At 65.4% G+C, this 22,167-nt stretch carries 19 protein-coding genes; 17 read left to right on the plus strand and 2 right to left on the minus strand.

The genetic code is table 11. From position 1 onward, the window contains the following. Positions 1-161: 161 nt before the first annotated feature. The gene (locus tag A7X65_RS37515; RefSeq protein WP_063694435.1) at positions 162-851 is read left to right on the plus strand and encodes a hypothetical protein; all 690 of its coding nucleotides are present in this window, start codon (positions 162-164) and stop codon (positions 849-851) included. Between the two features lie 128 nt (positions 852-979). Beyond that, on the plus strand, positions 980-1,423 hold the full coding sequence (locus A7X65_RS37520; protein ID WP_063694436.1) for an SRPBCC family protein: 444 nt from the start codon (positions 980-982) through the stop codon (positions 1,421-1,423). A gap of 226 nt (positions 1,424-1,649) precedes the next feature. Here A7X65_RS37520 and A7X65_RS37525 read toward each other — a convergent pair whose 3' ends face one another. Beyond that, positions 1,650-2,978, minus strand: a complete 1,329-nt coding sequence (locus A7X65_RS37525; RefSeq protein WP_063694437.1) for an Hsp70 family protein — start codon at positions 2,976-2,978, stop codon at positions 1,650-1,652. Positions 2,979-3,344: 366 nt separating this feature from the next. Here A7X65_RS37525 and A7X65_RS42970 point away from each other — a divergent pair, with 366 nt between their 5' ends. From A7X65_RS42970 to A7X65_RS37585, 13 genes are all read left to right on the plus strand, one after another. Further along, positions 3,345-3,482: a hypothetical protein gene (locus A7X65_RS42970; protein ID WP_167358336.1), complete on the plus strand. Its 138-nt coding sequence runs from the start codon at positions 3,345-3,347 to the stop codon at positions 3,480-3,482. 245 nt (positions 3,483-3,727) lie between these two features. After that, positions 3,728-5,014, plus strand: coding sequence for an oxalate/formate MFS antiporter (gene oxlT / locus A7X65_RS37530; protein ID WP_063694438.1), 1,287 nt, complete (start codon positions 3,728-3,730; stop codon positions 5,012-5,014). 256 nt (positions 5,015-5,270) lie between these two features. Next, positions 5,271-6,593: an oxalate/formate MFS antiporter gene (gene oxlT, locus A7X65_RS37535; protein ID WP_063694439.1), complete on the plus strand. Its 1,323-nt coding sequence runs from the start codon at positions 5,271-5,273 to the stop codon at positions 6,591-6,593. Between the two features lie 178 nt (positions 6,594-6,771). Beyond that, positions 6,772-7,200 carry a CBS domain-containing protein gene (locus A7X65_RS37540; protein WP_063694440.1) on the plus strand — a complete coding sequence of 143 codons (429 nt, stop codon included), beginning with the start codon at positions 6,772-6,774 and terminating at the stop codon, positions 7,198-7,200. A gap of 101 nt (positions 7,201-7,301) precedes the next feature. Beyond that, entirely contained in the window at positions 7,302-8,321 is a 1,020-nt protein-coding gene (locus A7X65_RS37545; RefSeq protein WP_063694441.1) for a 2-dehydropantoate 2-reductase, read from the plus strand. Positions 8,322-8,332: 11 nt separating this feature from the next. After that, positions 8,333-9,106 (plus strand): fumarylacetoacetate hydrolase family protein, encoded by a 774-nt coding sequence (locus A7X65_RS37550; protein ID WP_063694499.1) that lies wholly within the window; start codon positions 8,333-8,335, stop codon positions 9,104-9,106. 589 nt (positions 9,107-9,695) lie between these two features. Further along, complete coding sequence (locus A7X65_RS37555; protein ID WP_063694442.1) at positions 9,696-11,102, plus strand: hypothetical protein; 1,407 nt, start codon at positions 9,696-9,698, stop codon at positions 11,100-11,102. 281 nt (positions 11,103-11,383) lie between these two features. Then, a complete protein-coding gene (locus A7X65_RS37560; protein WP_018647766.1) occupies positions 11,384-11,587 on the plus strand; it encodes a hypothetical protein in 204 nt (67 codons plus the stop codon). 45 nt (positions 11,588-11,632) lie between these two features. Then, positions 11,633-12,283 (plus strand): hypothetical protein, encoded by a 651-nt coding sequence (locus tag A7X65_RS37565; RefSeq protein WP_063694443.1) that lies wholly within the window; start codon positions 11,633-11,635, stop codon positions 12,281-12,283. 376 nt (positions 12,284-12,659) lie between these two features. Beyond that, positions 12,660-13,655, plus strand: a complete 996-nt coding sequence (locus tag A7X65_RS37570) for an NAD(P)H-dependent flavin oxidoreductase (protein WP_063694444.1) — start codon at positions 12,660-12,662, stop codon at positions 13,653-13,655. Between the two features lie 25 nt (positions 13,656-13,680). Further along, positions 13,681-14,649, plus strand: coding sequence for a zinc-binding dehydrogenase (locus A7X65_RS37575; protein WP_063694445.1), 969 nt, complete (start codon positions 13,681-13,683; stop codon positions 14,647-14,649). A 243-nt stretch (positions 14,650-14,892) separates the two neighbouring features. Continuing rightward, the gene (locus A7X65_RS37580) at positions 14,893-16,266 is read left to right on the plus strand and encodes a cation-efflux pump (protein ID WP_063694446.1); all 1,374 of its coding nucleotides are present in this window, start codon (positions 14,893-14,895) and stop codon (positions 16,264-16,266) included. 226 nt (positions 16,267-16,492) lie between these two features. Further along, a complete protein-coding gene (locus A7X65_RS37585; RefSeq protein ID WP_063694447.1) occupies positions 16,493-18,823 on the plus strand; it encodes a PAS domain-containing sensor histidine kinase in 2,331 nt (776 codons plus the stop codon). 182 nt (positions 18,824-19,005) lie between these two features. Here A7X65_RS37585 and A7X65_RS37590 read toward each other — a convergent pair whose 3' ends face one another. After that, positions 19,006-19,899, minus strand: coding sequence for a LysR family transcriptional regulator (locus A7X65_RS37590; protein ID WP_063694448.1), 894 nt, complete (start codon positions 19,897-19,899; stop codon positions 19,006-19,008). Positions 19,900-20,124: 225 nt separating this feature from the next. Between A7X65_RS37590 and A7X65_RS37595 the strand changes: the two genes are divergently transcribed. Together A7X65_RS37595 and A7X65_RS37600 are read left to right on the plus strand one after the other, a co-directional pair. After that, positions 20,125-20,613, plus strand: a complete 489-nt coding sequence (locus A7X65_RS37595; RefSeq protein WP_063694449.1) for a formate dehydrogenase subunit gamma — start codon at positions 20,125-20,127, stop codon at positions 20,611-20,613. Further along, positions 20,610-22,166, plus strand: coding sequence for a formate dehydrogenase beta subunit (locus A7X65_RS37600; protein ID WP_063694450.1), 1,557 nt, complete (start codon positions 20,610-20,612; stop codon positions 22,164-22,166). Before A7X65_RS37595 ends, A7X65_RS37600 begins: the two co-directional genes overlap by 4 nt. Position 22,167: the final 1 nt, after the last annotated feature.

Here is a 22,167-nt window from a genome sequence, read left to right on the forward strand (position 1 = left end):
CGGGTCCGCATGCGACGCACAAGCCGGCCGCTTGGCAAGCAAGGTTGCTCGACTATAGTTTTGACTTTCTTCGCTCGGCGGGACCAAGGATATCTACAACGTCGCGGTTATGGGACCGGTGAACGCTCCGGTTGCAGCGGCCACGACACAGGGAGGTCAGCATGTCATTGCTCGGCAAGGCCGCCGTCGCGATGTGGTGGAGTATCCGCCCCGAGCAGCGCGCCGAGTTCGGCGACTGGCATTCCCACGAACACTTCCCGGAGCGGATGAGCATTCCCGGCTTCCGCCGCGGATCGCGCTGGAGCAGCACGACGGATGCCGAAGGCTTCTTCGTGCTCTACGAACTGGAGCAATACGAGGTGCTCACCTCGAAATTCTATCTCGATCGCCTCAACGCGCCGACACCGTGGTCGACCAGGATGATGCCGCATCATCTCGGCATGGTGCGCAGCCAATGCCGGATCGTGGCGAGCTTCGGCGGCGGTGTCGCGACCTCGCTTGCGACCATCAGGCTCTCGCCGGAGACCGGACGGGACGCGGAGTTGCAGACCCAACTCTCGCAGATGCTCGGCGCATTGGCGCAGAAGCCGGGGCTGACGGGCGCTCATTTGCTCCAGACCGATACGCCCAGGACAAGCGCGCCAACCACTGAACAGCAGATCCGGGGGAAGGACGCTGCTGCCGACTGGATCGTGTTGTTGTCGGGCTACGATGCCGATGTGGTCGAGAGTGTGATCGCGGACCAGCTCTCGACGTCATCGCTTGAAGCGGCAGGCACCCGCGAGGCGTCGACGATCGGCCACTACAGGCTGGCGTTCACGATGACGCCGCAGGATGTCGCAGCCCTCTAGCAACCTGGCCGGAACCAGCGAAAAAATTCGGACGCCCTGTCGGATCGGCAGCTTCCCGGTCGTCCTCGTGACATGAATGGGCCATAGACGGCAAACTCGGGCCCATCGATTCAAAGAGGAAAACAACCATGCCCGGCACTGTCCGCCTGCACCGTGTTCTCGCCACCGGCCCGCAGAAGGTCTATCGCGCGTTCCTCGAGGCGGACGCGATGGCGAAATGGCTTCCGCCGAACGGCTTCACCTGCACCGTGCATCACTTCGAGCCCAAGGTCGGCGGCACGTTCAAGATGTCGTTCCGCAATTTCACGACGGGCAATAGCCATTCATTCGGCGGCGAGTTTCTCGAGCTCGTTCCTGGCGAACGCCTGCGCTACACCGACAGGTTCGACGATCCCAACCTGCCCGGCGAGATCGAGGTGACCGTGATCCTGAAGAAGGTCTCGGTCGGCACGGAAGTGGACATCACGCAGGCCGGCATTCCCGACGTCATCCCCGTCGAAGCCTGCTATCTCGGCTGGCAGGAATCGCTGCGCAATCTGGCGAAGCTCGTCGAGCCCGAGATCAACCAGTAGCGATGACATCGTAGGGTGGGCAAAGCGCAGCGTGCCCACCGTGCTCTCTCGGCATCGGAAAGAACGCGGGCACGGCGCTCCGTGCCTTTGCCCACCCTACGGCACTGTTCGATTGGACATGCAAATCGCCCCAGTCGTCATTGCGAGCGCAGCGAAGCAATCCAGAGTCTTTCCGCGGTGGGATTCTGGATTGCTTCGCTGCGCTCGCAATGACGGAGAACGATCGTTACGCGCCCTTCGGCGCCAGCCCGCCGTCTGACGTCCAGCGGTCGGGCTCGGGACTGTGCCCGATCAAAGCGAGGCCGTAGGCGATCGATTCGAACTGGTCGCCTGACATCAGCCGTTCGTTGCCGAAGCGGTCGGCGAACAGTTTTCGGACGGCGGGCACGAACGAGGTGCCGCCGGTCAAGAACACCTTCTCCACCTCGCGCGCGGTGATGCCGGCCTCGCCCAGCACCTTGTCGACGGTGGCGCCGAGGCGGGCGATATCGTCGGCGATCCAGGCGTCGAAGTTCTTCCGTGTGATGGTCGCGCCGATATCGACTCCGCCGCCCCTAAAGTGGAAGTCCACCTCGTCCTGCCCCGACAGCGCAACCTTGGCATCGGATACCGCGCGGTAGAGCGAAAAGCCGAGGTCGAAATCGACGATGGTGATGAAGTCCTCGAGCAGCTTCGGCTTCAGCGCGGTGCGCTGGAGCTCGCGGAGCTCACGCAGATCGCCGTTGCTCTTCATCATCGCGAGCTGATGCCAGCGCGCGAGGTTGGTGTAATGGCCGCTCGGGACCGGCAGCACCTTGTCGAAGGAGCGGAAGCTCGAGCCCTTGCCGAGCCGCGGCGAGACGACGTGGTCGACGATGCGGTAATCGAACGTGTCGCCGGCAATGCCGATGCCGGCGTGCCCAAGCGGCTCGGCGCGTAGGACGCCGCCCGCGCGCGAGAAACGCATGACCGAGAAGTCGCTGGTGCCGCCGCCGAAATCGGCCACCAGCACGGTGGCATCGCGCTCGAGCTTGCGGGCGAAGGAGAAGGCGGCGCCGACGGGCTCGTAGACATAGCGCGCGTGGCCGGCCCCCAACCGCTCGAACGCGGCCCGGTAGCGCTGCATCGCCAGCGCCTCATCGGGATTACCGCCAGCAAAGCGCACGGGCCGGCCGACCGTGATGTTGGACGCCTCGAAGCCGAACTTCTCGCCGCCATGGCGCGCCAACGTCCGCAGGAACGCCGCCAGGATGTCCTCGAATTTGAAGCGCTGCCGGAACACCTGCGTGGTGTTGAAGCTGCTGCTCGCCGCGAAGGTCTTGAACGACTGGAGGAAGCGGTAGACGTGCCGCCCTTCGAGAAACGTCTCGATCGCCCACGGCCCGCCCTCGGCCTGGGCACCGGCGCCCGGCCGCTCCTCCCAGAAGCACAGCGCCGACACGAAGGTGCTGTGGCGCTGGCCACCGTGGTCGAAGCGGATGGCCTCGACCCGGCGATCGTCCGCCGCGATCGCGACGACCGTGTTGCTGGTCCCAAAATCGATGCCGATCGAGACGGCGGGCGAGGCGCTCGACATGAACCACTCTGACGGTTGACTGGAAAAGGGGGCAGACCACTAACGGCTTTGACCTCCCCTGCCAAGCCGATTTGCTGCAGCGCGGTCGGAAATTCGGGCGCTACGAGGCATCCAGGTGGGATCAGAGATCCCGATTGCCCGTCACTTTCCAGCGATGCCTGCGAGTTTTGGGGCCGAAATGCCCCTTCCGGCCACCCGACGAGCAATTTTACGCCCGAAACGGCCTCTTTAAGGGAGTGTTATGCTGCAATGCGGCAGAGCACATGCTGCCATGCAATGGCATGCATAGACAGTGGCATCTGGTATACATAGATTGCCCTTCGAAATGAGACAGCAACACTGACTGTCTTAAGAAAGGGAATTCCGATGTCCAAGACCGCCACCGTCGCTCTCGCCCCCTCCTCCTCGCTGTTCGCCCGTTTCATGGCTGCCGTCGACCGCTTCCTGATGGCGAGCGCCGAGATCTCGAATCACAACGGCGACCTGCCCCGCTTCGGCCTGTAAGCCCGCGCCTTTCGCGCTGCCGAGCAGCGCGCCGGTTTTGGAACCATCAACATACTACTTTTGATGAATGGCCCCGCAGGACGGGGCCATTTCTACTTGCGCTGTCCCTGAGTCACTGCCGCGGCCGGACAAGGCCTGCGGCATTTGCGCACGGTGACCGGACCAGCGCTTGAAGCTTGGCATAATGCATACAAGAATGCCTCTCCAGCGCTCGCATAAAAATTAGAGGCGCCACGGGAGGCTTTATGACGGACATGGTGCAGGCAACGGCCCCTACAGCCGCGCGCGTTAGCGACACGTATCGCTGGGCGCAATTGGCGGTCGGTGTAGCGGCGATGGTGATGATCGCCAATTACCAATACGGCTGGACGTTCTTCGTCCCCGACATCCAGAAGAAGTTCGGCTGGGATCGCGCATCGATCCAATGGGCCTTCACGCTCTTCGTGCTGTTCGAGACCTGGCTCGTCCCGGTCGAAGGATGGTTCGTCGACAAATACGGCCCGCGCATCGTCGTCCTCGTCGGCGGCGTGCTCTGCGCCGTCGGCTGGGCGATCAACGCGCAGGCCACCACGCTCAACGGCTACTATCTCGGCATGATCATCGCGGGCATCGGCGCCGGCGGCGTCTACGGCACCTGCGTCGGCAACGCGCTGAAGTGGTTTCCGGACAAGCGCGGTCTTGCTGCCGGCATCACGGCCGCGGGCTTCGGTGCAGGCTCCGCACTGACCGTCGCGCCGATCCAGGCCATGATCAAGGACAGTGGCTTCCAGACCACCTTCCTCTATTTCGGCCTCGGACAGGGCATCATCATCTGCATCCTCGCCTTCTTCCTGCTGGCGCCGAAAGCCGGCCAGGTGCCGGCCGTGGTGGCGAACGCCAATCTGGTGCAGACCCGCCGCAACTATCAGCCGACGGAAGTTCTGCGTCAGCCGATCTTCTGGCTGATGTACTTCATGTTCGTGATCGTCGGTGCCGGCGGCCTGATGGTGACGGCGAACCTGAAGCCGATCGCGGTCGACTGGAAGGTCGACAGCGTTCCGGTGACGCTGATGGCGGTGACGATGACCGCGGTTACGTTCGCGGCGACGATCGACCGCGTGCTCAACGGCCTGACGCGTCCGTTCTTCGGCTGGATCTCCGACATGATCGGCCGCGAGAACACGATGTTCATCGCCTTCGGCATGGAAGGTTTCGGCATCTGGATGCTCTACCTCTGGGGCCACGATCCGGTCTGGTTCGTGCTGCTCTCGGGCTTCGTGTTCTTCGCCTGGGGTGAGATCTACTCGCTGTTCCCCTCGACCTGCACCGACACGTTCGGCGCCAAGTTCGCGACCACCAATGCGGGCCTGCTCTACACCGCAAAGGGCACGGCCGCGCTGCTGGTCCCGATCGCGAACTACATGCAGCAATCGTCGGGCACGTGGGACAGCGTGTTCATCATCGCGGCCGGTGCCAACATCCTGGCATCGTTGCTGGCGATCGCGGTGCTCAAGCCCTGGCGCAAGGTCGTGGTCGCAAAATCGACCGCCTGATACCGCCAGAGAAACTTCAGACAAGACGCCCGGCCTCACGGCCGGGCGTTTTCTTTTGGGCGATGCTTTCACCACTCCGTAAAATCCGAAGGGAACTCGTAATTTCTTGAGCGGGAGATCAAGTTAGGACTTGCAAACTGGAATATGGTATACCAAGCTGCCCGCCGCGCTTGCGACGATAAGCCACAACATTTGCGACACTGGGTCATCTTGCAATCCCAGGTCGCAATCAATCAGGCGCGTTGGGAGGTTCTTGATGATTTCCAGCACGGATGGCGCCGTCACGGCCGCGCCTCTTCGCACCGGTTTCCGTTGGCTCCAGCTCGGCATGGGCATCGTCTGCATGGCGATGATCGCCAACCTGCAATACGGCTGGACGCTGTTCGTCGATCCGATCGATGCCGCCCATCATTGGGGACGCGCCGCGATCCAGCTCGCCTTCACCATCTTCGTCGTCACCGAGACCTGGCTGGTGCCGATCGAAGCCTGGTTCGTCGACAAATACGGCCCCCGCGTCGTCATCATGTTCGGCGGCGTGATGATCGCGCTGTCCTGGGTGCTCAACTCCTATGCCGACACGCTCACCCTGCTCTACGCGGCCGCGGTCGTCGGCGGCATGGGCGCGGGCGCGGTGTACGGCACCTGCGTCGGCAACGCGCTGAAATGGTTCCCCGACCGCCGCGGCCTTGCCGCCGGTGCGACCGCCGCCGGCTTCGGCGCCGGCGCCGCGCTCACCATCGTACCGATCGCGACCATGATCGCAACGAGCGGCTATCAGCACGCCTTCCTCACCTTCGGCATCGGCCAGGGCCTGGTCGTGTTCGTGCTCGCCTTCTTCATCCAGCCGCCGCGCCTCTCGATCCCGCCGAAGAAGAAGCAGCTCAATCTGCCGCAGACCAAGATCGACTTCACCCCGCCGCAAGTGCTGCGCAGCCCCATTTTCTGGGTGATGTATCTCGTCTTCGTCATGGTCGCCTCCGGCGGCCTGATGACGGCGGCGCAGATCGGCCCGATCGCGCATGACTACAAGATCGCCAACACGCCGGTGACGCTCGCCGGCTTCCAGATGGCGGCGCTGACCTTCGCGATCTCGCTCGACCGCATCTTCGACGGCTTCGGTCGCCCGTTCTTCGGCTGGGTCTCCGACACGATCGGCCGCGAGCACACCATGTTCATCGCCTTCGGCACCGCTGCGGTGATGCTGCTGACGCTGTCGGCCTATGGCCAGAATCCGATGGTGTTCGTGCTCGCGACCGCGGTGTATTTCGGCGTGTTCGGCGAGATCTACTCGCTGTTCCCGGCGACCTGCGGCGACACTTTCGGCTCGAAGTTCGCGACCACCAACAACGGCATGCTCTACACTGCGAAGGGCACGGCCTCGCTGCTGGTCCCGCTCGCCAGCGTGATCTCGGCAACCTATGGCTGGAAGGCCGTGTTCGTGGTGGCGGTGGCGCTGAACGCAACGGCCGCGCTGATGGCGCTGTTCGTGATCAAGCCGCTGCGCCGGTCCTTCATCCTCGGCAAGGAGGCCGAGAGCGCCAGCACGGCGACCGGCAGCGCCAAGACCGAGACGGCGTAAGCCACCTCATCCCAAAGCTTGCAGAAAGGGGCGCAGCGATGCGCCCCTTTTCTTTTGGCCTGGCGACAAACGTCAGTATCGCTGTCGCAAGAATTTTCGGATCAGCCAAATCCAGCGCTTGACGATTGGCATTATGTATACCACACTTCGCCTTGTCATTCACGCGAGGGAGGTTGCAATGCTGGTCGGAGACATTCTGCGCAAGAAGACACCGCGCGTCGTCACGGTGCGAATGAACGAAACGGTGGGTATCGCCGCCAAGCTGATGCGCGCCAACAACATCAGTGCGCTCGTGGTCAAGGACGTGGTCCGTTCGGAAGGCAACACCGCGGTCGGCATGTTCACCGAGCGCGACGTGGTGCGGGCCGTCGCCGAGCACGGCGCGAACGCCATCAACGTCAAGGTCTCGCAGCTCGTGTCGGTGCAGCAGCTCGTGTCCTGCACCTCGACCGACACGATCGAGCACGTGCGGCACCTGATGAACCGCAACCACATCCGGCACCTGCCTGTCATCGACGACTACAGCCTCGTCTCCGTCATCAGCATGCGCGACATCGCAGCTGCCATGGACGAAGCGATCAACGGCACGCCGCAAGCAGCAGCCTAACAAGCGGCAACTCTTCCCCTGCGACTACCGGCCGGCTCGGACACGTTCGAGCCGGACCGGATCTTTCGTCCCAAAATCCGGTCTCTGCTCGCGAGGATTTCATGAAGATCTGCATCTACGGCGCCGGCGCGATCGGCGGATATCTCGGGGTTCAGCTCGCGCGCGCTGGCGCCGATGTCAGCCTCATCGCACGCGGCGCCCACCTTGCCGCGATGCGCGAGCGCGGCCTGACGCTGCTCGCCGGCGAGGAGACGCACACCGTGCATCCGCGCTGCACCGACGATCCCGCCGAACTCGGCGTGCAGGACTACATCATCATCACGCTGAAGGCGCATTCGATCACCGGCGTGATCGAGAAGATGCAGCCGCTGCTCGGGCCGCACACCCGCATCGTCACCGCCGTCAACGGCATTCCCTATTGGTACTTCTACAAGCACGGCGGCCAATACGAGAACTCGACGCTGGAGAGCATAGACCCCGGCGGGCGGCAATGGCGCGAGATCGGCGCCGAGCGTGCCATCGGCTGCATCGTCTATCCCGCCACCGAGATCGAGGCGCCCGGCGTGATCCGCCACGTCTACGGCAACAATTTCCCGCTCGGCGAGCCCTCCGGCGAGATCACCTCCGACGTGCAGCGTCTCGCCGACCTGTTCGTCGCCGCCGGCCTGAAGGCACCGGTGCTCGACCGCATCCGCGACGAGATCTGGCTCAAGCTGTGGGGCAATGTCTGCTTCAACCCGATCAGCGCGCTGACCCATGCCACGCTCGACGTGATCTGCACCGATCCGTCCACCCGTGCCCTGTCGCGCGCGATCATGGTGGAGACGCAAGGCATCGCCGAAACCTTCGGCGTCAAGTTCCGCGTCGACGTCGAACGCCGCATCGAAGGTGCCCGCAAGGTCGGCGCGCACAAGACCTCGATGCTGCAGGACCTCGAGCGCGGCCGTCCGATGGAGATCGACCCGCTCGTCACCGTGGTCCAGGAGATGGGCCGCCTCACCGGCGTTCCGACGCCCGCGCTGGACTCGGTGCTGGCGATGGTGACCCAGCGCGCCCGCATCGCCGGTCTCTATGACGGCGTCTCCGCGCCCACCGATCCCCGCGCACTGGCGGTGGCGTGATGGCGAGCGAGATGAAGCAGTGGCTCCGATTCCGCCATGCCGGCGCGACCGGCTTCGGCACGCTGACGCCGTCCGGCATCAGCGTGCACGAGGGCGAGATGTTCGGCCGCAACGCGGCCACTGGAAAGACCCTGGCGCTGTCGGAGGTCGAGCTGCTCGCGCCGTGCGCGCCCAGCAAGATCGTCGCGCTCTGGAATAATTTCCACGCGCTTGCCGCGAAGCTCAACCAGCCCGAGCCGCCGGAGCCGCTCTATCTACTCAAGGCCACCACCAGCATCACGACGCCGGGCGCCGTGATCCGCCGTCCCTCCTACTACGACGGCAAGACCACCTATGAGGGCGAGCTCGGCATCGTCATCGGCAAGACCTGCGCCCGCGTGTCGCCTGCGGAAGCCGATGGCTTCATCTTCGGCTACACCTGCGTCAACGACATCACCGCCAACGACATCCTGACCAGCGACCCGACCTTCCCGCAATGGGCCCGCGCCAAGGGTATCGACGATTACGGCCCGTTCGGCCCCGTGATCGCGACCGGCCTCGATCCGGCCAAGCTCACCGTCCGCACCATCCTCAACGGCGCCGAGCGGCAGAACTATCCGATCGCGGACATGATCTTCACCGCACAACAACTGGTCAGCAAAATCTCCCATGACATGACCCTGCTCCCCGGCGACCTCATCGCCGTCGGCACCTCGGTCGGCGTCGGCGTGATGAAGGAGCCGGTGAACACGGTGACGGTGGCGATCGACGGCATCGGCGAGCTCACCAACGAATTCCGGCTGTAGCGACAGACGCAGTGCCGTGACTCGGATGGAGCGTAGCGTCATCCGGGCTACAGGCTGTGGCCTGACCGCTAGAACAAAGGCTCCCGCCATCTTCGCCGCAGCGCGGCGAAATTGATCCTGCTCAAGCCGTGCCATCGCGGCCGCCATTATCCTTCCCGGCAACAGATCAATTTCTGATGCAAGGGAGGACACCATGACGAATGCCGGCAATGCGCTTCTGTGGACGGTTCTGTACTTCGCTCTCGCATTCGGTGCGATCTTCGTCGTCTGGTTCGCCGACAAGATGCGCTCGAACTTTCTCGGGAAGTAGAGACGCCCGTTCGCGTCGGCCCCGGCCGTAGCCCGGATGAGCGCAGCGACATCCGGGACCGCTTGACGTGGTCCCGCATGTCGCTCCGCTCATGCGGGCTACAAGCGCGCGCCTTCGGGAAAATCCGGCAATCCACGCCGCCGTCCGCCGATCGGCTGACACAACCAGTCGTGGATACGCGCTAAAGGGCGCATCCGGCGCCCCGCCCGCCCCTTGATCTCGGTTCCGCTCTCCAATAGCAACTATGGCGAAAATGTGTGCCGGCGTGAGGAAGTCACGATGTGGCTGTTTTTCCTGGTTGCCTGGTTTGCCCTGCTAGCCGCCATCGCGATCCTCGCCCAGCAGGCGTTCGGGTACGATGTCAGTCACCTGCCCGCGTGGTTCACGGCCTTGTCCGTGCCCCAGCGCATCGTGGCCGGCACGATCCTGGCCGCAGGGCTGGCGCTGATCGGCGCAACCGTCTGGCGGCTCTCGCGCCAGGACCGGCGCCTCGACACCTTGCGCGACCGCCTCAGGAAGACCCGTGAGGACGTCGTCGTCGCCCACGCCCTGCAGAACCACCTCGACGCCACCGTCCAGCACTTGATCGAGAGCGATCCGCGGGAGGCGGTGTCGGCGCTCCATGACAAGCTCGGCGAGACCGAGCAGCGCGCGCTGCTCCAGCAGAGCCGCAATGAATCCACCGACATGCACGACCAGCTCGCCGAGATCCGCCGCCGCCAGCAGGCGCTGCGCGAGATGGTCGGCAAGGTCGCCGATCAGCGCCGCGCGGTCGAGCCCGTCTTCACCGAGATCCGCGACCGGCAGAACCAGCTCGAACGCTCGCTGCACGACCTCGAGACCGACGACCGCAAGAACAACCTCGCCGACCGCCTGAAGGACATCGCGCGCGACGTATCGGCGCTGCTGGCGCGGGTGAGCGCGGTGCAGGACACGTTCGCCACGCTGAACCGTTACCAGGAAGATCTGGCGAAATCCCATGCCGAGCTCGCGCCGCTGCGCTCTTCGGACGCCGGCATCAACGCCCTGATCAGCGAGCTCGGCCTCAGCCACGACCGCCTCGCCAAGAGCATCGACGAGCTCGAGACCGGCGGCGAGACGCCGCTCGGCACGCGCGTCGAGACGCTGTCGCAGAACAAGATCGAGATCGAGCATCGCCTCGCCCGCATCGACGACAGCGCCAACATCCTGAAAAGCATCGGCCTCGACTTCGAGGAGCTCGGCCAGCGCCGCGCCCAGCTCGAACGCGCGATCGCGGAGGTCGAGACCGACGGCGACGGCAAGAGCCTCACTGAGCGCCAGAATGCGCTGAACGATTTCGTCATCCAGTCGCGCCAGCGTCTCGGCGCCTTGCAGGAGACACTTTCGACGCTGAACGCCTTCAAGACGGAGCTGTCGAAGTCGCAAGCCGACCTCGTTCCGCTGAAGGCTCCGGTGTTCGGCATCGAGGCGATGATCGCGGAGGTCAGCACCACCCGCGACCTTCTCGCCAGGACGGTCGGCGAGATCGAGGCGAACGGCGAAGTCACCCTCGCCTCGCGCGTCGACGCGCTGACGACAAGCAAGCGCGAGGTCGAAGACCGCCTCGCCCGCGTCTTCGAGAACTTCAACGCGCTGGACGCGCTGCGCAAGGACATCGGCGGCATCTTCGCAACGATCCGGAACAGCCTGAACCGGATCGGGTGAGGAGCTGCGTAGGATGGGTAGAGCGCAGCGAAACCCATCATCTCTCCTCAGCTAAACGGCCGATGGCCGATGGGTTTCGCTGCGCTCTACCCATCCTACGAACTCATCCGGGCTACGAGCACCGCGCGCGGCAACATCCAGACACATCACAACTGCGCGCGCCCGACAGATGCCGCCAACATGTCGCGCGGGTGCCGCAACTTGGACGCATTCGGCCGCCCTTCTGTGAGGTGTGTCTGGGGGCACGGCATGGTCGTGTTTGGACCAAACCTTCTAGGGGTATGACTGTGAAGAAGATCGTATTTGTTCTGGGTGCTACGCTTGCTCTGGTGACCGCCGCGAATGCGGCGGATTTGCCGCGCCGGCAGCCCGTGCCTGTCTATCCGGCTGAGCAGGCTCCGATCGGCAAGATGCCGATTGGCAAGAGCCCGGTTGGCAAGGCCCCGATCGGCAAGGCGCCCGGCCCGGTCGCTGCGCGCTACTGAGCGCCAACTCCAGCGTAAGCGGCCGACAGTCGAAGGGGGCACAGCGTGACGAACAAAGCTGATCGATCGGGATCCTGCATCCTCGCGGGGCTCGCCCTCGCGGCCATGATTGCGTGCACGACGCCCACGGCCTCGGCCCACGAAGCGAACAAGCGCGTTGCCGATGCAAACGCGCTTGCAACGACCGAGACCGCATCGCGACCACAGCCGCAAGCAACGCGGCGTGCGGTCGCGCGCGCGGAGAAGGGCCCCTACTATGTCGACTTCCGTGCGCGGACGGCGGCGAGCTGGGGCCATGCGTTCGTCTGGTACGGCAAGACCAGCGAGAAGGCGGTCGAGGTCGCAGGCCTCACGCCGGCCGGCGACACGCTCGCTTACGTGCTCGGTCATATCACCTTCGTGCCGTCCGAGACCGGCGCGAGCTACGGCGATCTCGATCCGGAATATCTGACCGCGAGCTACCGGGTCTATCTCAACGAAGCCGACGCCAAGCGCGTCTTCGCCTATATCAAGAAGCTGCAGGCGAACTCGCCGGTGTGGAACGCCGAGACCGCCAACTGCACGGGCTTTATCGGCGATATCGCCGAGTTCATGGGCCTCGAGGTCCCCAACCGCTGGCAGCGCCCGGAAAACTTCGTCAACCGCCTGAAGGAAATGAACGGCGGCCGGCAGATGGTGCGGCTGTCGGCGGAGTAGCCGAAGCGCGGTAGCCCGGATTGCGCACTGATCTTCAACCGTTACCCTGAGGTGCGCGCTCAGAGGCGCATCGCGCCGCTGAGCAAGCCTCGAAGGGCGACAGCCCGGCTCTGGCGGCGTGGCCGCTCATCCTTCGAGACTCTCCATGGGACGCGTTGCGACCCGTGCGTCGCACCTCCAGCGACAACCGCTTCGCGGTTGTGCGGGGATGACGGAACGAGATACCAATTATCCGCCCTGCGGAATCACCCTCGCGGCCCGCATGACGCCCCGCCCCCACCGCACGCCCCGCTGATAGACTTTTCCCACCCCCGGCGGCATCCTCCCGCCATCAACCGATAACAGAGCCTGCGGGCCACCCGGGGGGACACACATCATGCTGCAGACACGTTTCACGAAGCTCGTCGGCGTCGAGCACCCGATCGTCCAGGGCGGCATGCAATGGGTCGGACGCGCCGAGCTGGTCGCTGCCGTCGCCAATGCCGGCGCGCTCGGCTTCATCACGGCGCTGACCCAGCCGACGCCGGAGGACCTGACCAAGGAGATCGCGCGCTGCCGTGACCTCACCGACAAGCCCTTTGGCGTCAACCTCACCATCCTGCCCGCGATCAAGCCGCCGCCTTATGCCGAATATCGCGCCGCGATCATCGAAGCCGGCATCACGGTGGTCGAGACCGCCGGCAACAAGCCGCAGGAGCATGTCGACGAGTTCAAAAAGCACGGCGTCAAGATCGTGCACAAATGCACCAGCGTCCGCCACGCGCTCTCGGCCGAGCGCATGGGGGTCGATGCCATCTCGATCGACGGGTTCGAGTGCGCCGGCCACCCCGGCGAGGACGACACCCCCGGCCTGATCCTGATCCCCGCCGCCGCCAACAAGGTCAAGATCCCGATGATCGCCTCGGGCGGGTTTGCCGATGCGCGCGGCCTGGTCGCTGCGCTGGCGCTCGGTGCCGAGGGCATCAACATGGGCACCCGCTTCATGGCGACCAAGGAGAGCCCGATCCATCAGCTCATCAAGGAGAAGATCGTCGCCAATGACGAGCGCGAGACCGAGCTGATCTTCCGCACCATGCGCAACACCTCGCGCGTCGCCAAGAACGAGATCTCGACCAAGGTCGTCGCCATGGAGAAGGAAGGCGCCAAGTTCGAGGACATCCGCGAGCTCGTGGCCGGCGCCCGCGGCAAGATGGTCTATGCGACCGGCAATTCGGACGAAGGCATCTGGTCGGCCGGCCAGGTGCAGGGCCTGATCCAGGACATCCCGAGTTGCGGCGAGCTGATCTCGCGCATCGTGCGCGAGGCCGAGGCGATCATCCGCAGCCGGCTCGAAGGCATGATCGCGGGCCCGGCGGCGCAAGCGGCGGAATAGTCACTGCAAGAAGCGAGAGCAATACATGAAAGCCTACGTCTATGGCCCTGAGGGCGCCCGGATTTCCGACGTCGCTCAACCAAAGCCCAAAGGCACGCAGGTGCTGGTGAAGGTCCGCGCCTGCGGCCTCAATCGCGCCGACACCGGCATGCGCAAGGGCCACGCCCACGGCGCGGCCGGCGGCGTCGGCACCGTGCTCGGCATGGAATGGGCGGGCGAGGTCGCCGAGCTCGGACCCGATGCGAAGGGCGTGAAGGTCGGCGACCGCATCATGGGATCGGGCGGCGCGGCGTTTGCCGAGTACACGCTCGCCGACCACGGCCGGCTGTTCCGCGCGCCCTCGAACATGAACTTCGAGGAAGCCGCCACCCTGCCCGTCGCACTCGCGACCATGTACAACGCCGTCGTCATGGTCGGCGGCGTGCAGCCCGGGCAAGCCGTGCTGATCCAGGGCGCCAGCTCCGGTGTCGGGCTGATGGCGATGCAGATCGCAAAACTCAAGGGCGCCAAGCTCGTGATCGGCTCCTCGACCGATGCCTACCGGCGCGGCCGGCTGAAGGAGTATGGCGCCGACCTCGCGGTCGATTCCTCCGATCCCAAATGGGTCGACGAGGTGTTGAAGGCGACGAACGGCGAAGGCGTCGATCTCATCGTCGACCAGGTCTCCGGCAAGGTCGCCAACCAGAACCTCGCCGCGACGAAGGTCCTGGGCCGCATCGTCAATGTCGGCCGGCTCGGCGGCACCCATGCCGATTTCAACTTCGACCTGCATGCCGCGCGCCGCATCAGCTATATCGGCGTCACCTTCCGCACCCGCAGCATCGAGGAGGTCCGCGAGATCTTCGAGGAGGTCCGCAAGGACATCTGGGGCGCGGTGGAGTCACGCAAGCTGCAGCTGCCGATCGACAAGGTCTATCCGTTCGACCAGATCGACCAGGCGTTCGAGCACATGGAGGCGAACAAGCATCTGGGCAAGATCGTCGTGACGCTTTAACAGCAGCCGGACGAGAGCCGCACCGTCTCCACGCGTCATGGCCGGGCTTGACCCGGCCATCCACGTCCTGGCGGCAAAGAAAGAACGTGGACGCCCGGGACAGGCCCGGGCATGGCGGAGAGAGTGGCATAGGCCCCATTCAATTCGGAAGCATTCGCAAGAGCTTCGCTCCTGCAACTCACTCGCGATTTCAGCTGTGGATCGCCGCTTGATGTTCAGCCCTAGGCTGCTAAATCCCCGGCCATGAGCTCCCAGCACAACAAGACATCGGTCGCGGCCATCTCGATCTTCGCCAGCGGCGGCATGGCGGCGGCCAAGTTCGTGGTCGGCATCGCGATCGGCTCGCTCGCGCTGATCTCCGAAGCCCTGCACTCTTCGATCGACCTGGTTGCGACCATCATCACCTGGGCGGTGGTGCGGGTGTCCGACAAGCCGGCGGACGAGGAGCACCATTACGGTCACGGCAAGCTGGAAAGCATCTCCGCCCTCGGCGTCACCGCCCTGCTCTACGTGCTCGCCGGCGGCATCCTGGTCGAGGCCTATAGCCGGCTGCGCGAGGGAACCCCGCCGCCGACCATCTCGGCGGTGCCCTTCGTTGTGCTGGTGATCGACATCGTCGTCAATCTCTGGCGCGCCCGTGCTCTGCACCAGGCCGCGCGCGAGACGCGAAGCCAGGCGCTGGCCGCCGACGCGCTGCATTTCGCCTCCGACGTGATGGGCTCCTGCGCCGTGATCGTGGGCCTGGTCCTGGCCGCCCTCGGCTTCTGGTGGGGCGATGCGGCGGCGGCCGCCGCCGTCGCCGTGATGATCGCCCTGCTCGGCCTGCGCATGGCCGGATCGACCGTGCAGACCCTGCTGGACCGCGCGCCCGAGGGGGCGCAGGAGAAGGCCACAGCCGCGATCCGCGGCGTCCCCGGCGTGATCGACGTCGAGCGCCTGCGCGTGCGCATGGTCGGTTCGACCACCTTCATCGACGCCATCGCCAAGGTGCCGCGCACCTATCCGATCGACCGCATCGAGGAGATCAAGCGCAAGGCCCACGCCGCGGTCGACGCCGCGTTCGGCGATGCCGACCTCACCTTCACCCCGGTCCCCGTCGCGCGCAACAACGAGACGGTGCGCGACCGCATCATGGTGATCGCGCGCAATTCGAGCCTCGCCATCCACCACGTCACGGTGCACGATCTCGGCGCCAAGCTGATCGTCAGCATCGACCTCGAGGTCGACGCCGGCATGCGGCTCGATGCGGCTCATGACATCGCCAACGCGCTGGAGCGCAACATCCAGGAGGAGTTCGGCGAGGACGTCGAGGTCGACGTCCATATCGAGCCGCTGGAACCGGAACTGCCGTTCGGGGTCGATGCCGCGCCGGAACGCGCGCAGGCCATCGCCGCCGCATTGGCCGAGTTTGCCGGCGAGGGCGAGATCCACGACATCCATAATGTGCGCGTCCGCAACACCGACGCCGGCGAGATCGTCAACTTCCACTGCCGCGCCGCACCGTCGATGAGCGTGATCAAGGTGCATGAGCACGTCGACGCGATCGAGCGCGCGCTGCGCCGCGCGTTTCCGAGCGTGAAGCGCGTGATCAGCCACGCCGAACCGCCGCGCATGTGACGCGGGATGTGCGAGGACTCACACGTTCTCGTTTCGGACTCGCCGCGCACGTGAGTTTGCGGAGCTGCAGTGCAAGAACTCCGCGTTGGATAAGAATAATTTCGCGTTAACGATTCGTTGACTCTCGACAGTCCGGCAAAACTGGATTCAAATCGGTGTGATTCGGAAGCGACGTGGGGCTGCTTCCGAGCTCAAGTTGCAAGCTGGTTTTCAGGGGGCCGAAGGCATGTCGCGTGCAGACGCCGCGAACGCGTGCGTCCAATCCGATTCGATCAAGGGATTGGCGCAATCGATCGCGAAACCTGCCTATCACCGGCTCCTTGTCGCGGAGCCGGCATTGCGCCGCGCCGTGCCGACGCTCATCATCGCGTTCCTGATCACGATCTGCCTCGGCGCGTTCGTGCAGGTCGTGGACCAGACCCGCCAGAAGCGGCTGGTGATCCGCCACGATATCTCGGCGCTCGCCGACCTGCTCGCCGAGCGCGTCGATCGCCTCACCTCCTCGCGGATCGAGCGACAGAAGAACATCGAGCGGCTGCCGTCGCTGCTGCCCGACCTGATCCCGTCCTGGGGCACGGCCTCGGGCCGCCACGTCATCGTCACCTCGGCCGGCATCGACCGCCGCATCCTCGCCCGCATTCCCATCGACAGCGATCCCTCCGGCAACGACCGCCTGCTCGATGCCATCACCACGGCGCAGCTGCTCGCGGCGCCGCCCCGCGACGGCAGCATCTCCGACATGACGCTGCCGAACGGCAACGCCGCGATGGCGACCTCGCGGCAGATCAAGTCGCTGCCCGGCTTCGTCACCGTGATCCAGGAGCGCAACGAGCCGATCTGGGGCTCCGACGCCGCGCTCTCGGTGACGCTGTCGGCGACCACCGGCTTCGTCGTCCTGATCCTCGGCTTCGCCTTCCACTGGCAGTCCACCCGCGCCCGCGAAGGCGACCTCATCAACGACGCCGTGCGCGGCCGCATCGACACCGCGCTGAACCGCGGCCGCTGCGGGCTGTGGGACTGGGACCTGTCGCGCGGCCGGATCTTCTGGTCGCAGTCGATGTTCTCGATGCTCGGCCTCGACGGCCGCCACGAGTTGCTCACCTTCGGCGAGGTCAACGCGCTGGTGAAGTCCGACGACATCGACCTGTTCGAGATCGCCGACCAGCTCATCTCCGAGAAGATCGACCACATCGACCAGACCTTCCGCATGCAACATGTCGACGGCCACTGGATCTGGCTCCGCGTCCGCTGCGAAAAGACCCGCGGCGCGACCGACTCCAGCGTGCACCTGATCGGCATCGCCGTCGACATCACCGAGCAGAAGAGCCTCGCCGAGAAGACCGTGGAAGCGGACCTTCGCCTGCGCGACGCGATCGAGACCATCCCGGAGGCCTTCGTGCTGTGGGACGCGAGCGACCGCCTCGTGCTGTGCAACTCGCACTTCCAGCGCCTGCACAAGCTGCCCGACAGCGCCGTCATTCCCGGCACCTCCTACGAGACCGTGCTCGAGGTCGGCCGCATGCCGGAGGTGCGCACCCGCCACAACGAGACCGCCAGCCAGGGTCCGGGCGCACGCACCTTCGAGGCGCAGCTCGACGACGGCAGCTGGCTGCACATCAGCGAGCGCCGCACCAAGGACGGCGGCTACGTCTCGGTCGGTACCGACATCACCCGCATCAAGGAGCACGAGCAGAAGCTGGTCGACAACGATCTGCGCCTGCGCGCCACCGTCATCGACCTCAAGCGCTCGCAGGCCGCGCTGGAGCGCCAGACCAACGAGCTCGCCGACCTCGCCGAGAAGTATCAGCGCGAGAAGACCCGCGCCGAGGAAGCCAACCAGACCAAGTCGAAATTCCTCGCCAATATGAGCCACGAGCTGCGCACGCCGCTCAATGCCATCATCGGCTTCTCCGAAATCATGGGAAGCGGCATGTTCGGCGAGCTCGGCAGCGAGAAGTACCAGGAATACTGCCAGGACATCCTGACCAGCGGCCACTATCTGCTCGAGGTCATCAACGACATCCTCGACATGTCCAAGATCGAGGCCGGCCGCATGAAGCTCGACATGGAAGAGCTCGACCTCGGCCAGACGCTTGCGGAATCCCTGCGCGTCGTCTCCGGCCGCGCCGAGGACAAGCACCTGACGCTCGATGCCGAGATCGAGAAATCGATCTCCGTCGTCGCCGACCGCCGCGCCACCAAGCAGATCATCGTCAACCTGCTTTCCAACGCGGTGAAGTTCACGCCCGACGGCGGGCGCATCGTGGTGCGTAGCCGGCAGCTCGAGGACCGGATCGTGCTGATGATCGCCGACACCGGCATCGGGATCGCGCCGCACTCGCTGGCGCGGCTCGGCCGCCCGTTCGAGCAGGTCGAGAGCCAGCTCACCAAGACCTACCACGGCTCCGGCCTTGGCCTCGCCATCGCCCGCTCGCTGGCGCAGCTCCACGGCGGTTCGATGCGGCTGCGCTCGAAGATCGATGTCGGCACCGTCGTCCGCGTGACCCTGCCGCGCGACGCCGTCAAGGCGGCCGCCGGGATCTCGGCCGCGGCCTGAGGCGGCGCAGGCAGCGTGCCTGCGGCCATCCTTCGAGACGCCCGCCTGCGGCGGGCCCTCAGGATGAGGGTCGAGTACGCGGCAGCAGTTCTAGAGCAGTTGGGCGGCGCAGAGCCTCATCCTGAGGAGCCCGCAAGGCGGGCGTCTCGAAGGACGAGCCGCTTGCTCCGCTGTCGATGCGCTTACAGCTGCAGCGTCGGCGCGACTTCCCTGGCGACATTCACCAGCGCCGCGATCAGCGGCGTCATGGGATCGCGCTGCGGGATCACCATGCCGATGCTGTAATTGACCTCGGGGTCGACGATCGGGATCGAGCGCACGGTGTCGGACAGGCCGAGCGTCTCGGCGAGCTTGGCCGGCATCACGCTCGCCCAGCGTCCCGTCTTCACATGCGTGAACAGCACCAGCAGCGAGTTCGAGGTCAGCGTCGGCGTCGCCTCCGCGCCGACCGAGCGCAGCGCGCGGTCGATGATGCGGCGGTTCTGCATGTCGGGCGTCAGCAGGCACAGCGGCACCTGCCCGACCTCGGTCCAGGTCACCGTCTCGCGGTCGCCGAACATCGCGTCCGGCGCGGTGAGCAGGCGATAGCTCTCGTTGTAGAGCGGGATGGTGCGCACCTTGCCGATCGGCTCGTTCTCGATGTAGGTCAGCCCCGCATCGACCTCGAGATTTTCGAGCAGGCCCAGCACCTCGGATGAGGTCGTCGACTGGATGCGGAAGCGCACCTCGGGATGCTTGGCGCGGAACGGCGTCGTCAGCTGGGCGACCATGCCGAGCACGGTCGGGATCGCGGCAATGCGGATCTCGCCGGAGAGCTGGTGCTTCAGCCCGTTGATCTCGTCGCGCATGGCGCGGGCATCGCCCACGATCCGCCGCGCCCAGTCCAGCGCCCGTTCGCCTTCCGGCGTGAAACCCTGGAATCGGGAGCCGCGCTGGACCAGCATCACGCCGAGGATCTCCTCGAGCTGTTTCAGCCCGGTCGACATGGTCGGCTGGGTGACCCCGCAGGCCTCTGCCGCGCGTCCAAAATGCCGCTCCTTTGCCAGCGCCAGCAGCAGTTCAAGCTTGTCGATCAACCGGTCGTCCCCTCGGCTTCTGTCGTGGCATGCAAGCTAGCATGCCGGGCCCTGCACCAACACGCAAAAACCGGCAGCCGATACAACTTTCATTGTCATTTCGTATCGACCGATTGTGGTTGCAAATCGATCAGAATTCGCAATCGCAGCATGAGACAGCTTTATTGATCTTCGAATGATTCCAAATAGTTTGCAGAAGAGAAACGCTCAGGTTGAGAACGAATAATGACAACGCCTTACGAAGCTCGTTACGAGCCTTGGGACGAAGCGCGCGGCGCCGAGATCATCGCCGAACATGCCAGGCAGGAAGGCGCGACGCTGGTCATCTTGCACGCGCTCCAGGAGGCGTTCGGCTACGTGCCGGAGGCTGCGATTCCCATGATCGCGCAGGCGCTGAATCTGTCGCGCGCCGAAGTGCACGGCGTGTTCACCTTCTATCATGATTTCCGCCACAAGCCGGCCGGCCGCCACGTGCTGAAGCTGTGCCGCGCCGAAGCCTGCCAGGCTGCCGGCGGCGATGCGCTGGCTGCGCGCGCCGAATCGAAGCTCGGCGTTTCGCTTGGACACACGACGGCGGATGATCGCGTCACGCTGGAGCCGATCTACTGCCTCGGCCTGTGCGCGACCGCGCCGTCTGCGATGCTCGACGGCCGCCTCATCGGCCGGCTCGACGAGAAGCGCCTCGACGCGCTGGTTGCGGAGGCACAGCGATGAGCATGCGTCTCTTCGTCTCACGCGATGCGGGTGCTGTCGCCGTCGGCGCCGACGAGGTCGCGCTGGCGCTGGCACAGGCGGCCGCCAAGCGCGGCGTAACGGTCGACATCGTCAGGACCGGCTCGCGCGGCATGTACTGGCTGGAGCCGCTGGTCGAGGTCGCAACGCCGCAGGGCCGGATCGCCTTCGGCCCGGTCACCGAAGCGGACGTGCCCTCCCTGCTCGACGCGCTCGCCAGCAACACGCCGCACCTGTTGCGGCTCGGTGCCACCGACGAGATCCCCTGGCTGAAGCGCCAGACCCGCCTCACCTTCGCCCGCTGCGGGGTGATCGATCCGCGCTCGCTCGACGATTACCGCGCCCATGGCGGCTACAAGGGCTTTGAGCGCGCACTCTCGCTCGGACCTGATGCGATCCTGAACGAAGTGACAGCGTCCGGCCTGCGCGGCCGCGGCGGCGCGGGCTTCCCGACCGGCATCAAGTGGAAGACCGTCGCGCAGGCCAAGGCCGACCGCAAGTTCATCGTCTGCAACGCCGACGAGGGCGACAGCGGCACCTTTGCCGACCGCATGATCATGGAAGGCGATCCCTTCCTGGTGATCGAGGGCATGACCACGGCCGGCATCACGGTCGGCGCGACCAAGGGCTACATCTACATCCGCAGCGAATACCCGCACGCGGTCGAGGCGATGAACGCCGCGATTCTCGCGGCAAAGCGCGGCGGCTATCTCGGCGACAAGATCGGCGGTTCCACCTACAACTTCGACATGGAAGTGCGCGTCGGCGCCGGCGCTTACGTCTGCGGCGAGGAGACCTCGCTGCTGGAGAGCCTCGAAGGCCGCCGCGGCATCGTGCGCGCCAAGCCACCGCTGCCGGCGCATCATGGCTTGTTCGGCAAGCCGACCGTCATCAACAACGTGCTGTCGTTCGCCGCGATCCCCTTCATCCTCGCCGAAGGCGCCAAGGCCTATGCCGATTTCGGCATGGGCCGCTCGCGCGGCACGATGCCGATCCAGCTCGCCGGCAACATCCGTCACGGCGGCCTGTTCGAGACCGCGTTCGGCGTGACGCTCGGCGAGCTCGTCGACGACATCGGCGGCGGCACGGCGACCGGCCGTCCGGTTCGCGCGGTGCAGGTCGGCGGCCCCTTGGGCGCCTATTTCCCGCGCGCCCTGTTCGACACCCCCTTCGACTACGAGGCCTTTGCCGCGCGCGACGGCCTGATCGGGCATGGCGGCATCGTCGTGTTCGACGACAGCGTCGACATGCGCCGGCAGGCGCGCTTTGCGATGGAATTCTGCGCCGTCGAATCCTGCGGCAAGTGCACGCCGTGCCGCATCGGTTCGACCCGCGGCGTCGAGACCATCGAGAAGATCATCAACGGCGAGCGCGTCCACGAAAACCTCGCACTCGTCGAGGACCTCTGCAACACCATGAAATTCGGCTCGCTCTGCGCACTCGGCGGCTTCACGCCCTACCCCGTGCTCAGCGCATTGAAGCACTTCCGGGAGGATTTCGTTCCGGCGCCGACCACGCTTCAGGCCGCGGAATAGG

This window comes from Bradyrhizobium stylosanthis, assembly GCF_001641335.1.
GTDB classification, from domain to species: domain Bacteria; phylum Pseudomonadota; class Alphaproteobacteria; order Rhizobiales; family Xanthobacteraceae; genus Bradyrhizobium; species Bradyrhizobium stylosanthis.